At 36.2% G+C, this 13,954-nt stretch carries 11 protein-coding genes; 8 read left to right on the top strand and 3 right to left on the bottom strand.

Features of this window, described 5'->3' with window-relative positions; translation table 11 throughout:
- Positions 1–29 precede the first annotated feature (29 nt).
- The 6 genes from ABH942_RS06935 (at position 30) to ABH942_RS06910 (ending at position 6,400) form a co-directional block, all read left to right on the top strand.
- Positions 30–764 carry a type III pantothenate kinase gene (locus tag ABH942_RS06935; RefSeq protein ID WP_370030488.1) on the top strand — a complete coding sequence of 245 codons (735 nt, stop codon included), beginning with the start codon at positions 30–32 and terminating at the stop codon, positions 762–764.
- A complete protein-coding gene (locus tag ABH942_RS06930; protein ID WP_370030486.1) occupies positions 757–1,998 on the top strand; it encodes a hypothetical protein in 1,242 nt (413 codons plus the stop codon). The genes ABH942_RS06935 and ABH942_RS06930 overlap by 8 nt, the downstream gene beginning before the upstream one ends.
- Entirely contained in the window at positions 1,991–3,382 is a 1,392-nt protein-coding gene (locus ABH942_RS06925; protein ID WP_370030484.1) for a hypothetical protein, read from the top strand. The genes ABH942_RS06930 and ABH942_RS06925 overlap by 8 nt, the downstream gene beginning before the upstream one ends.
- A 1-nt stretch (position 3,383) precedes the next feature.
- Positions 3,384–3,941, top strand: coding sequence for an LPS export ABC transporter periplasmic protein LptC (lptC, locus tag ABH942_RS06920; protein ID WP_370030481.1), 558 nt, complete (start codon positions 3,384–3,386; stop codon positions 3,939–3,941).
- Between the two features lie 17 nt (positions 3,942–3,958).
- The gene (locus ABH942_RS06915) at positions 3,959–4,153 is read left to right on the top strand and encodes a hypothetical protein (RefSeq protein ID WP_370030479.1); all 195 of its coding nucleotides are present in this window, start codon (positions 3,959–3,961) and stop codon (positions 4,151–4,153) included.
- A gap of 153 nt (positions 4,154–4,306) precedes the next feature.
- Positions 4,307–6,400, top strand: coding sequence for a peptidylprolyl isomerase (locus ABH942_RS06910; RefSeq protein WP_370030476.1), 2,094 nt, complete (start codon positions 4,307–4,309; stop codon positions 6,398–6,400).
- 47 nt (positions 6,401–6,447) lie between these two features.
- Here ABH942_RS06910 and ABH942_RS06905 read toward each other — a convergent pair whose 3' ends face one another.
- The 3 genes from ABH942_RS06905 to ABH942_RS06895 form a co-directional block, all read right to left on the bottom strand.
- On the bottom strand, positions 6,448–7,362 hold the full coding sequence (locus tag ABH942_RS06905; protein WP_370030475.1) for a GYDIA family GHMP kinase: 915 nt from the start codon (positions 7,360–7,362) through the stop codon (positions 6,448–6,450).
- Positions 7,363–7,368: 6 nt separating this feature from the next.
- Entirely contained in the window at positions 7,369–8,691 is a 1,323-nt protein-coding gene (locus tag ABH942_RS06900; protein WP_370030473.1) for a hydroxymethylglutaryl-CoA reductase, degradative, read from the bottom strand.
- Positions 8,692–8,898: 207 nt separating this feature from the next.
- Positions 8,899–9,852, bottom strand: a complete 954-nt coding sequence (locus tag ABH942_RS06895; protein WP_370030471.1) for a YARHG domain-containing protein — start codon at positions 9,850–9,852, stop codon at positions 8,899–8,901.
- A 198-nt stretch (positions 9,853–10,050) separates the two neighbouring features.
- Here ABH942_RS06895 and ABH942_RS06890 point away from each other — a divergent pair, with 198 nt between their 5' ends.
- Positions 10,051–12,222, top strand: a complete 2,172-nt coding sequence (locus tag ABH942_RS06890) for a S9 family peptidase (RefSeq protein ID WP_370030469.1) — start codon at positions 10,051–10,053, stop codon at positions 12,220–12,222.
- A 7-nt stretch (positions 12,223–12,229) separates the two neighbouring features.
- On the top strand, positions 12,230–13,930 hold the full coding sequence (locus ABH942_RS06885; RefSeq protein WP_370030467.1) for a peptide MFS transporter: 1,701 nt from the start codon (positions 12,230–12,232) through the stop codon (positions 13,928–13,930).
- Positions 13,931–13,954: the final 24 nt, after the last annotated feature.

Below are 13,954 nucleotides of genomic sequence, written 5' to 3'. Positions count from 1 at the left end.
CGTAACTTCGCAAAAACAAACAAAAGGATATGCTTTTAGCAATTGATGTTGGCAATACTCGTATTAAAGGTGCTGTCTTTGAGAATGATACTATTTTGGAGCAATTTATTTTTCTCAAAAAAGATTTTAAAAAAAATATTGAAAATATTTTAAAAAAATTTCAAAGCGTGGCCTTTTTGACCGTTGCTTCGGTAGGAAGTCTGGATAAAAAAGATTTTTTGGGCTTTGGAGAAAGGCTGAAAGTTCATTTTATATCCCATGAAGATTCTTTCCCGTTTATTAATTTATACGAAACACCAAAAACGCTTGGTATGGACAGGATGGTACTCGCTGCCGGAGCAGTGCTGCAATTTCCCGGGCAAAATAGGCTGGTTATTGATGCGGGAACTTGTATCACTTATGATTTTGTTGATGAAAATGACAACTATCTGGGTGGCGCAATTTCTCCGGGCTTGCGTCTACGCTATGAAGCATTGCATAATTTTACGGCCAGGCTTCCGTTATTAGAGTTGGATAGTCCAAAAAACATCATCGGAAATTCGACCAGTCAATCGATACATTCCGGAGTTGTAAATGGAGCCGTTAATGAAATAGATGGTTTTATAAATGACTATAAACAGCATTATTCAAAATTTACGATAATTTTAACGGGCGGTGACGCAGATTTTTTGGCTAAACGATTAAAAAATACCATATTTGCCAATTCAAATTTCCTTTTGGAGAGCTTGAGCCATTTATTTCAATACAAAATCAAAAATGATTAAAAAAATTATAGTAAGCTTAGGTTTGCTTTTTTCATTAGCGTCTGTAGCACAAGAAGGATCGGCATCGCCATATTCGTTTTATGGAATTGGAGATGCAAGATTTAAGGGTACAACCGAAAACAGGTCGATGGGTGGCTTAGGAATCCTGCCTGATAGTATCCACATAAATTTGCAGAATCCGGCAACATTTGCTTCATTAAAACTGACGAGCTTTACCGCTGGAGGTAGTTTTAGTGTAAGCAATCTAAAAACAAATGAAGCTACGGCAAAAGCGCAAAGAAGTACGATTGATTATTTGGCAGTTGCTTTTCCGGCAGGAAAATTAGGAGTTGGATTTGGTTTGATGCCTTATACATCTGTTGGATATAAAATAAATTCAATCTCTGATGTTGAAGGACAACCTAGCAGATCTTATAGCGGAAAAGGAGGGATGAACAGAGTCTTTTTGGGAGCAGGATATAAAATAACATCCAAATTGAGTTTGGGCGCTGATTTCAATTATAATTTTGGAAGTATCGAAACCAAGAGCCTTCTTTCACAGAATGTACAATATGGTACACGAGAAATGAATGTGTCTGATTTGAGCGGTGTTTCTTTTAATACCGGATTGGTGTATGCCACAAAAATTAAAAAATATGATTTCGTTTCAAGTGTAACTTATAGTCCGCAAGCCAATCTGAAATCAGAAAATGAGAGAAAGATTGCTACGCTGGTAGGTACCAGTCAATCTGAAATTGTAGTTGAGGAAAAAGAAATTGAGGTGGCGGATTCTAATTTGAAGTTACCAAGCAAACTTGCATTTGGAGCAGGTTTTGGAAAAAAAACACAATGGTTTGTTGGAGCAGAAGTAACATTTCAGGAAAGCAGCAAATTTGGAAACAGATACAACGATATAACAAATGTTAGCTATGAAAATGCTACAAAATACAGTGTTGGAGGTTATTTTGTTCCAAATTTTGATTCTTTTACGAGCTATTGGAAAAGAGTTACCTACAGAGCCGGGCTTAAATATGAAAATACCGGGCTGGTTGTAAGTGATACTCCAATCAAGGATTATGGAATGACATTAGGATTGGGATTGCCAGTAGGCGGAACGATCTCAAACTTGAATATTGGCTTTGAATATGGAAGAAGAGGAACAACCCATTTGGGTCTTGTTAAAGAAACATACGCCAATATATTTTTAAGCTTATCTTTGAATGATAGATGGTTTATAAAGAGAAAGTATGAATAAAAAAATCTTGCGTAGTATTAGGTCCGGAGCATTTATTTTTGCTATTCTGAGTTTTAATTTTGCTGCAAAAGCTCAAAATTCAGACTGTAAGAACAAGCTAGTCGCATTTGAAGAATTCATTCGCGAAAATAGCTATGACCAGACAATTTACAAACGCTGGAAAGAATTAAAACAACAATGCCCAACAGAAAGTGAAACAATTTACTTGTTAGGCGAAAAAATACTTAATCAGAAAGTTGATCAAGCCAATACCGCAGAAGAAAAAAGCCCGCTGATTACAGAGCTTTTGAATCTGTATGATGAGCACGATAAAGTTTTCCCAAATAATAAACGCGGCAACAGGATTAATAAAGCACTTCTGCTTTATGGTAACAAAGCTGGCGACTCTCGTGAAATTTATACCTTTCTGGACAAGGCTTTTCAGTTAGACAACTCTGAATTTACAAATTCTGAAGTTCTGAATCTTTATTCGGAATTGCTTGTGTCTCAATACGAAAAAAAAGAAATAGAGCTTACTTTAGATCAGCTTTTAACCAAACTGGATCAGATTGCTGAAAAAGTACAATCGGAATTTAAAAAATCAAGTCAGGTTAAAGACAATCTGACGTTAAAGTCGCAAACAGAAAAATTGACGGCTTCAGAGCAAAATAGCTTACAGCAGTCAAAATTAAGTGTTAGTGAATTGACGATTGTTGCAGAAAATGTAAATGCGAGAATAGACAAACTTGCAAATTGCGAAATATTGCTTTCATTCTACCAGAAAAATTTTGATAAAAATTCTGAAAATGCATTATGGCTTGAAAGAGCTTCCGATCGTTTAGATGCTAAAAAGTGCAAATCGGATTTCTTTATCAAAGTTTCTGAAAAATTATATACGCTGAGCCCAACAGCAAAATCAGCCTACACAATGGGGATGATTGCTAGAGATGCAAAAAACAAACCGCAGATAATTGAATATTTTACTAAATCGGCAGAATTGCAGACCGATGTAAACAAAAAAGCAGAGCTGTACTATATACTAGCGACAACTTATGGCTATCCTGAAAAAGAAAAAGCGAGAGAATTTGCTAAAAAAGCATTGGAAGTAAAGCCTGATTTTGGAAAGTCCTACATTTTTATTGCCCGACTTTATATCAACAGCACAAGAGATTGCGCAGCCGACAATGCTTTTGAAAATAAGGCACTCTATTGGCTTGCGGCAGAAACGGCTAAAAAAGCGGGAGCTGTTGATCCAACTATGAAAAAAACAGCCGACGAGCTTGTGGCTGATTATACAAAAAAAGCACCATCCAAACAGGAAATTTCCCTGGCCAAAAGAAAGGCGGGAGAGCAAATTTCTTTTAAATGCTGGATTGGCGACTCGGTAAGCATTCCAAAATTATAATATGATTTCTACGAGCAAGATACTATTCCCTGCCGTTTTCATTATTCTGGCTGGTTTTTTGTTTTCCTGTGAAAGTAATTTCAAGGATGTGCAGAAAATCAATGTTTCTACTTTTGCTCCTGTTGGTGAGGCAGATACCATAAATTTGAAATATACAGATTCCGGAAAAATAAAAGCCATATTGGTCAGTCCAAAAATGCTGGATTTTTCAAATGTATCCTTTCCGTATACTGAATTCCCGAAAGGAGTTGATGTGACGTTGTACGACACTAACGGGAAAAAGAGCTATGTTTCTTCAGATTATGCCATAACCTATAAAGGAACCGATATCATTGACTTGCAAGGAAACGTGAAGATTACATCTGAAGATGGCAAGATTCTCGAAACTACCCAGCTATATTATGACCAGAAAAGAGAATGGTTCTTTACAGAGAAAAAATGTAAACTTACGTTAGGCCCAGGCAATGAGTTTTATACAAAAGGATTTGATGCCAGCCGTGATTTCAAAGACATCAACGGTCAGGTATTCTTCGGAGAAGGGCAAGCAAACGATTTTTAAATTTCAAATTAATTATAATGGTCTACTTAAAATACATTCAGTATTTCTACCTTATTGCAGCAATTCTTTTTACAGTTGATGGTTTTGTGCAGCTTAATGCAGCTGAAAGAAATCCGTGGCTAAGTTTTTTCTTTGCAGGAATTGCGCTTTTTATGTTTTTCTTCCGTAGAAGATTTGCAAAGAAATATGAAAACCCAAATAAAAACAAATAGTAGCAGTTTCCTTATTTTCTTGACTTTTTGAGGATCTTTTACAAGTCATTCAAAAAAAACTTCATCTTTATCAGAAAATATGGGTTTACTCCTTTTATTATTAAATAGATAATTGTATTTTCGCCCTCTGAATTTAAAAATTAACAATAAAAAATGGCAGTTTTATCAAAAATTAGACAACGATCATTACTTCTTATATTTGTTATTGGTTTTTGTTTATTAGCATTTGTTGTTGGTGACCTTATCAACAGTGGTGGTTTCAAGCAAACATCAAAATACGTTGGAAGTATCAACGGAGAAGACATTTCATTTGAAGATTTTAGAAGTAAAGTCGATGCAGTTGAAAAAGGCGGTCAAGGAATCTCCTCGTCTCAGGCAGCAAATCAAGTTTGGGAGCAGGAAGTTTCTATAGCTTTGCTGACAGAACAGTTTGAGAAATTAGGAATCAGAGTAGGTGAGAGCCAAATTTTGGATATCCTAAAACAAAGCCAAGATATTGGTCAAAATCCTCAATTCCAAAATGGAGCTGGCCAGTTTGATTATCAAAAATTCAAAGAATTTTTCCAGGCTAATCCTGAATTAGCACCTCAATTACAACAAAGAGAAACTCAAGCGGCTCTTACTGCCAGATATCAAATCTACAGTACTATGATAAAAGCTGGTTTGGGAACTACTGAGGCGGAAGGAAAACTACAATATGAAATGGAGTCTGATAAAGTAACTTTTGATTATGTTGCTTTTCCATTCTCTAACATAAAAGATAGTGATGTTACGGTTTCTAACGATGAAATCGTGGCATACATGAGAAAGAACGAGAAAAAATTCAAAGCGGATGAAAGTCGTGAATTGCAATTTGTTGTAATTGAAGACAAGCCTTCTAAAGAAGACGAAGAAGAAGTGAAGAAAAACATCACTGCTTTACTTTCTCCTAGAGTTGTTTTCAATGAAACTACAGGTAAAAATGATACTGTTAAAGGTTTCAGAGAGATAACAAACAACCAGGAATTTGTTGATGCTAATTCAGACGTTAAATACGATTCGACTTACGTAACTAAAAATAACCTGCCTGTAGAATTTGCAGAACAGTTGTATAACTTGCCAACAGGAGAAGTTTTTGGTCCATACATTTATAACGGACACTATGCTATAAGCAAGTCGTTAGGGAAAAAGGCTGGAGCTAGTGCTAAAGCAAGTCACATCCTGATTAGCTATGCAGGAAGTAAAATTCCTAACCCGGCTATAACAAGAACAAAAGAAGAAGCTAAAGCTAAAGCGGATGACTTATTCAAGCAAATCCAAGCAAATCCGGCTATTTTAGAATCATTAGTTGCAACAAATTCTGATGACCAGGGTTCTGTTCAAAACAGAGGAGAATATGATAATATCACTCCGGGACAGATGGTGAAGCCATTCAATGATTTTGTTTTCAATAGCCCGATTGGAAAAGTTGGTCTTGTTGAAACTGAGTTCGGTTTCCACATTGTTAAAGTACTAGATAAGCGTGATGCTATCCGTTTAGCAACTATTGCACAAAGAATTGAGCCATCTGAAGCAACTAGCGATGATATCTTCAAAAAAGCAACCAAGATTGAAATGGAAGCTAAAGACAAAGATTTTGCTGTAGTAGTTAAACCTCTTGGATTGACAGCAGCATCAGCTAACGTAAAAGCTCTTGACGAAAACTTTGGAGGTTTCACAAACCAAAGACAAGCAGTAAGATGGGCTTATGATAAGAAAACTTCTGAAGGTGATGTGAAGCGTTTCAACGTTCCAAACGGAAACCTGATCGTAAAACTTAAAAAAATCAATGAAGAAGGATTAATGCCTATTTCTGATGCAAAAGCAATTGTTGAGCCAATCTTGAAAAATCAGAAAAAGACTGAAAAGATAAAACAAATCATGAAAGGAGCTACTTTGGAAGAAGCAGCTAAGGCAGCTAACGTTTCTGTTGCTACTGCTACTGATTTGACGTTGCAAAGTCCAAACCTATTAGGTTTTGGATTTGAACCAAAAGTTGTTGGTACTGCTTTTGCAACTGCGCCAAACAAAGTTTCTGAACTGATTGAAGGAAGAGCTGGAGTTTTTAAATTGAAAACAAAGAGCGTAGCTAAAGCACCGGCAATTAAAAACTACGATGCTTACACTGCAAGACTTAAAGCAATGAGTGGAGCTTCAATAGGAAGAATCATTCCTGCACTAAAAGATAAAGCTAAAATCAAAGACAACCGATTAGATTTCGGATTCTAGTAATTGATTTAGAAGAATAAAAAATCCCGACTTTTAGTCGGGATTTTTTATTTTAGAATCATTTCTTCGTAAGTAAGAATGGTTGGGAATCCTTTCTCTTTAAAGTAATCTGATGGATCGTTTTTAGACAGTGCCAATACAAAATCACCTCCCCAAGCACCAAGGCTTTTTACTACGCCTTTAAAGTCGCTGAAATAGGTTTCCTGTATGGTTTGCATTTCCAGAACATCGCTCATAATCATTTCATGCTTTTCAATCAGATAGGCAAAGGTTTTTAGGTCTTCGGCTTTAAGAAGAGATTCGGTAATCTGATCTATTTTTTTGGATGCTTCAGCAATGTTATTCTGCTTGTTATAGTAAGAAGCAATTGCTGCTTTACTGCTTTGTTTCTTGTTTAGGTAAACGAAATACATGTTAGAAGCAAAAGGTGGATTAAAAACGGTTTTTTCAATCCTTGGTTTACCATCTTGCAGCCAATACAAAATAGGAGTGTCTTTTTGGGCACAGGCAATATCATAACCACTTCCTCCAAAACTTCTGCGAAGTAATTCAAAAGCGTCTATGTCGAGCCATTGGGCAATATTGTTAATCAAAGTCGAAGAGGTACCAAGTCCCCAAAGTTTAGGAAAGGTAAGTTCGGTTGAAATCGTATAGCCTTCAGAGGCATCAATAAATTCTGGATTCAAAATATAAGCCTCGTGCAGGATTTCAACTAATGTTGTCTTTATCTTATCAGAACCAAATGATTCTTTATTGATAATGCTTTCAAAAGTGATGCTGTCTTCAAACCAGATGCTTCCGTCCTTATCAAAGCTTTTCCAATCCATCTGATTGTTTTTGCTTTTTTCGATAGTAAGATTCTGGCCAAATTTTGTTGGTAGCGCTAAAGCCTTAGCGCCATCCAATACAACATATTCAGCAGTAATAAGAAGTTTTCCGTTACTATAAAATGTCTTTTTCAAGAGTATTTAGGATTTAACTTTTCTCAAATCATTTACATATTCCACGACAGCTGCATGAGAAACAGGATGGTGCTCAAAATGATTCACAATCTTAATTCTTTCTTCATCTGTAGCTTCTAATTGGTTGATGATGTTGCCAAGGTGCATTTTCATATGTCCTTCCTGTATTCCTGTTGTGGTGAGCGAGCGCAATGCGGCAAAGTTCTGGGCCAATCCAACAACGGCTACAATCTGCATTAATTCTTGTGCAGAAGGTTTTTCAAGCATTTCCAAAGCGAGTTTTACCAGAGGATGCAAAGAAGTCAATCCGCCCACGGTTCCTAAAGCAAGAGGAACTTCCAGCCAGAAATGAAAAATACCATTTTCGATTTTAGCATGAGAAAGGCTTTGATAACGACCCGATTTTGAGGCATAGGCATGTACTCCGGCTTCTACAGCGCGGAAGTCATTTCCGGTAGCCAAAACCACAGCGTCAATTCCGTTCATGATTCCTTTGTTATGGGTAACGGCACGATAAGGCTCAACTTCAGCTATCTGGACAGCCTGGACAAATTTTTCTGCAAAATCTATCGGATTGCTATTCTTTTCTTTTAAGTCTTCTACTTTGCAGGAAACTTCGGCACGGACAAGGCAGTTGGGAACATAATTCGACAAAATACTCATCACAACCTGAATGTTTTTTTCTTCTTCAGAAAAAAGTTCAAACGATTGGGCCTCTTTTTTTAAAGTCTTGGCAAACTGTTCCAGACAAGAATTTATAAAATTGGCACCCATAGAATCTTTTGTTTCAAAAGTAGCATGGAGCTGAAAATAATTCGGAAGCAGGTCGGTTTTGTCTTTGAGCACAATATCTAAGATACCGCCGCCGCGTTTTTGCATATTTTTAGTCATGCTTTCCGTCTCTTCAAAAAAACGGGTTTTGGTTTCATCAAAAAACCGTTCCAGTTTTGCACCATCACCTTTGTAAAGAAAATGAACCTGACCTATTTTTTCGGTATTGATAACGGTAGCCTTAAATCCTCCTCTTTCTGACCAGAATTTTGCTGCTTTTGCTGCTGCTGCAACTACTGAGCTTTCTTCAATTGCCATTGGAACGGTATACGATTTTCCGTTGATTAGAAAATTAGGCGCAATTCCCAGAGGCAAATAAAAGTTGGTGATCGTATTTTCAATAAAATCATCATGCAATTTTTGAAGTTTGGCATCAGAATTCCAGTAATTCCGTATAATAGCTGTAGCTTCTTCCGGATTCGAAAAATATTCTCCGGCAATCCAGCTTATTTTTTCCTCTTTGGATAGTTTTGAAAATCCCGAAATGGTTTTGTTCATTATCTAACGGTTATGTCTTTAAATAGTCCTGCAAAGATACTGTTTCAGACAGTTCTTTTTAACGGTTTAAAGTATGATTTTATACAAGGTGTTTGAAACTTTGCACCGAAATATTTCTAATAAGTTTGGTTTGCGGCTCTGCGTCTTTGCGTGAAATAGTTGCTCGCAAAGACGCAGAGCCGCAAAAACGAAATTGCCACAGGTCAATTACTCCTTAATAAAAGTCATCTTTTTTGCCATTTTTTTCTGCCAGCCATACGGCAGTATTGAATGGCCATTTTCGACCATCTTGTTCATCTGCTCAACAATCTTGTCTTGTATGGTTTTTGGTAGGTTGTAAAAACCGGCATCAACACTAAAATTCCGTTCGTTGTCTAACACTCCATTCTGGATACGGATTGCTATTTTTTGTCCTTTATAATAGGTCAGGATTTTGATCCTTCCGTCATCATAACCATTATAACCATTCGTTCCATAAAAAAGCATAGGCTCGATTATCCCATCATGGTCAAAATCTTCGACATATACATACTTTGTCCAGAACCAAATACTGTCTTCCTGCTCTTGTTTGTAATCGTTGGTTTCAAATGTTTTAGTCCAGATGTTATTTTCTACCTTAAAATTAAGCGCTTTTACAGCGTTGTTAAAATTGCCTTCTTTTGGCGGATTAATTTTGTCTTCGGTCAGGACAAGATAATATTTTCCGGATTTGTCCTGATAATCGTAAACTTTCCAAATAGAAAAATTAATACCCAATTCTTTTCGCTTTACAGCAGTAAAAATTTCCTTTATTTTTTCTTCCGACAGTGTTTTGTATTTGCTGTTTGGCTCGTTGTTTTGATTAGACTGTGAAATTTCACTGATTTTTTTAGCCAAAATTGCTATGTTTTTCTGTTCACTATCTGAAAATGTGATAGCATTATTATTGCCGGAAGGCATATACCATGAAAATTGTTTAAAATGATTGGCATATTCTTCATTGGAAAAAGTATAGCCTTTGCGCGCATAGATTTCATTTTTGAGAAGCCTTAGGGAAGAAACGTCCAGATTTGCAATACTGCCTTCTTTGATTGTTTCGGACGAGCATTTAGAACAATCCTTAAGGTTTTGTGCATTGATTGTAAGGGAAATTAGCAAAAAGTACACTAAAAAATTTTTCATTTGGGATGAGATTTGTTCAAACATAACGGTAAAATAACAATAGAAACAGGCAGCCGGAAATTTTTTTATAAGTTTTAAACCGGAAGCATTTGAAATTTAGAGATTAATCAAAATTACAAAAATTGCATTTAACAGAAAAAATCAAGGTTTATTCCGATTTTTTCACTAAAATTGACAGTTTTTTTACCTTAGCAAAATATGATAAATTCACGAAAGATTACCGTACTGCTTTTATTGATAAGTATGTCGGTTTTTGGCCAGCAAAAAATAACTCTCGAAGAAATATGGGGAGGTGCATTTAGGGCCGAAGGAATGGACGAATTACAATCCTTAAAAAATACCAACCAATATACTGTATTAAATTTTGATAGGCCGTCCAGGAGTATGCAGATTGATCTTTATGACTACGCTACCCTGAAAAAGGTTTCCACGCTGATTGACACTAAAAATCACAAAGACCTTCCAATGATCGACAGTTATATTTTCAACTCCAAAGAAAATAAAATGTTGATTGCCTGCAAATCGGAGCAGATTTACCGCCATTCTTTTGTAGCCGATTATTATTTATATGACATCCAAACCAAACAATTGACCAAATTGTTCGATTTCAAAATACAGGAGCCTACCTTTTCTCCTGATGGAAATCAGATTGCTTATGCCAAAGACAACAACTTATACGTCTACAACCTGCAATCAAAAACTACCAAACAGATTACGACCGATGGAAAGAAAAATGCCATTATCAACGGTATAACGGATTGGGTATATGAAGAAGAATTTTCTTTTGTAAGGGCTTACGACTGGAATGCAGCAAGCGATAAAATAGCTTTTATCCGTTTTGATGAGACTGAAGTGCCAGAATTCTCGATGGATTTATACAATGAAGGACTTTATCCAACACAGCAGGTTTTTAAATATCCAAAAGCAGGAGAAAAAAACGCAATAGCTTCATTACATGTTTATGACTTGAATGCCAATTCTTCTAAACAGATTAATTTGGGCAATTATCATGATTTCTATATTCCAAGAATCAAATGGACAAACGAAGCAAATGTCCTGAGTGCCCAGGTAATCAACAGACATCAGAACAATTTAGATTTGCTTTTTGTTGACGGAACTACAGGAACTGCTAAGGTAGTACTGAATGAAAAAGATAAAGCCTATGTCGATATCACAGATAATATTACCTTCCTAAAAGATAATAGTTTTATCTGGACCAGTGAAATAGACGGATTCAACCATATCTATCACTATGATAAGGCCGGAAAGCTAAAAAATCAAATCACTAAAGGACCATGGGAAGTTACAGCCTATTACGGTCTTGATGAAAAATCAGGAACTATTTTTTACCAATCTGTAGAAAACGGTTCAATCAACAGAGATATTTACTCTATAAAACTAAACGGGAAAGAGAAGAAAAGACTTTCTTCTGCTACCGGAACCAACTCGGCTACTTTCAGCCCGAACTTCCAGTTCTATATCAATACCTTTTCAAATGTGTCGACTCCGGCACAATATTCACTAAACGATGCCAAAACTGGTAAAGAAGTACAATCAATTAAAAAGAACGAATCGCTGATTTCTAAGGTAAAGGCTTACGATTTGCCGTCGAAAGAATTTTTTGAACTGACAACAGAAAAAGGGCACAAACTGAATGCCTGGATGATTAAACCGAAAGATTTCGACGCTTCTAAAAAATATCCTGTTTTATTGTTCCAATATTCCGGTCCAGGCTCACAGGAGGTTAAGAATAGTTGGCTGAACACCAATGATTTTTGGTATATGATGCTTTCACAGCAAGGCTATATCGTTGCTTGTGTTGACGGAAGAGGAACCGGTTATAAAGGTGCAGATTTCAAAAAAGTTACTTACAAAGAATTAGGTAAATATGAAGTCGAAGACCAGATTGATGCTGCAAAAGTGATTGGAAAATACAATTATGTTGACAGCAGCAGAATTGGAATCTGGGGCTGGAGCTATGGAGGTTTCATGTCTTCAAACTGTATTCTTAAAGGAAATGATGTCTTTAAAATGGCTATAGCTGTTGCTCCGGTAACCAACTGGCGATTCTATGATTCAGTATATACGGAAAGATACATGCAGACTCCACAAGAAAATGCATCTGGATATGACGAAAACTCTCCAATCAATCATGTTGGCAAACTAAAAGGAAAATACCTGCTTGTGCACGGAACTGCTGATGATAACGTTCACGTACAAAATACCATGCTGATGATTGAAGCATTGGTTCAAGCTAACAAGCAATTTGATTGGGCAATTTATCCGGATAAAAATCATGGAATTTATGGTGGAAAAACCAGATTGCAACTATATACAAAAATGACAAACTTTATTAAAGAAAACTTATAATAATTAGATGAATACAACAGCTCCTACCTTAGAAGAAATTCAAAATTTCAAAGGAAAATATCCAAAACAATTATGGTATCTGTTTTTAGTAGAAATGTGGGAGCGGTTTACGTTTTACGGAATGAGGGCGCTTTTGGCGTTGTATATTTCCCACTTGGTACTTTCAGCTGATTATAAACCTTTGGCTCCTGCAGAATTAGAAGCGAAGAAAACTGAGTTTTTGGAAAAAAACAAAGAAGTCTTAGATAAAAGCCATCCAAGATATTACATTGAGACTTCACAGCAAAAGGTTAAAGATGATGCAGAAAGCAAATCGAATAAGCAATACGGACTAATTCAGGCCTTTATCTATGCAATGGCGTTTGTTGGAGGATTATTTGCTGACAAGATTTTTGGATTTAGAAAATCCGTTTTTTGGGGAGGTATTTTGATGGCAATCGGGACGTTTATTATGGCTGTTCCGGGCGCATTTCCTTTTTATTTGGGAATTAGTATTTTGATTGTCGGAAATGGTTTTTTCAAACCTAACATATCCACAATGGTAGGTTCGCTGTATAGGAAAGACGATTCCAGAAGAGACGCAGGATTTTCATTATTCTATTCAGGAATCAATATTGGAGCGTTGTTAAGCGGCTTGACCATTGCTTATATAGGTACTTCTGTAAGCTGGTCTTTAGGTTTTGCATTGGCAGGAGTTTGTATGATATGTGGTTTGATTTTGTTTGTCTTCACGCAAAAAACTTTAGGGCCAATCGGATTGCCGCCTGAGCCTGAAAAATTACAGGAAAAAAAGTTTGGAATCAGCAAAAACCTTTTGGTTTACATAGGATCACTATTATTCATACCTTTTTTCTTTGTATTGGTGTATTATCCATTTGATGTAAACCTGACATTTTTGTTAGGAGAAGTAATAAACGCTGAAGGAAAAGCGGTTCCAAATTATGTACAGTTTAGCGATGTGTTTATGATTACCATTGCGGTTTTGATTCTGATCTACTTAATTAAGACCTTATTTGATGTAACAAAAGAAGAATTCGGGAAAATGGCTGTTGCTATTATTTTGATTTTATTCTCAGTTTTGTTTTGGTCGTTTTTTGAGCAAGGTGGCGGATCATTAAACTTTTTTGCCAATGGTAATGTCGATAACAAAGGCTTTAACATGACGCAGGTTAACAACTCGGCAAATGCACTTTGGGTTGTTTTGATTGCACCGATTATTGGTATGTTCTGGATTTTTCTAAACAAGAAAAAAGCGGAACCCAATACAGTTGTTAAATTCGGATTAGGATTTATATTCTTAGGATTAGGATTTTTAGTGTTCTTTGTGAGTAAGTTTTTTGCTACTCCAACAGGATTGACTCCGCTTTGGATGTTTGTAGGAGCCTATCTTGTAATAACATTAGGGGAACTTTGCCTTTCTCCAATCGGTTTGTCAATGATTACAAAATTAACTCCAAGCAGATTACACGGTGTTATGATGGGAACATGGTTTTTAGCGAGTGCATACGGTCAATATGGAGCAGGATTAATTGGTTCGGCTTTGGCTAAAGTTGATACTTCTATAGAAAACCCGACCAATGTTGATAAATTGGTTCAATATACAAATGGTTATGCAAGTATCGGTTATATTGCTGTCGGAGCTGGAATTGTCCTGCTATTGATATCTCCATTGTTGAAAAAATTAATGGCAGACGCTAAAGTTGCTTAAGAATAATAAGAATAAAAATTTATA

Origin of the sequence: Flavobacterium sp. 28YEA47A (genome assembly GCF_041262125.1) — a bacterium.
Classification (GTDB): domain Bacteria; phylum Bacteroidota; class Bacteroidia; order Flavobacteriales; family Flavobacteriaceae; genus Flavobacterium.
This window is presented reverse-complemented; position numbering and strand designations above follow the sequence as displayed.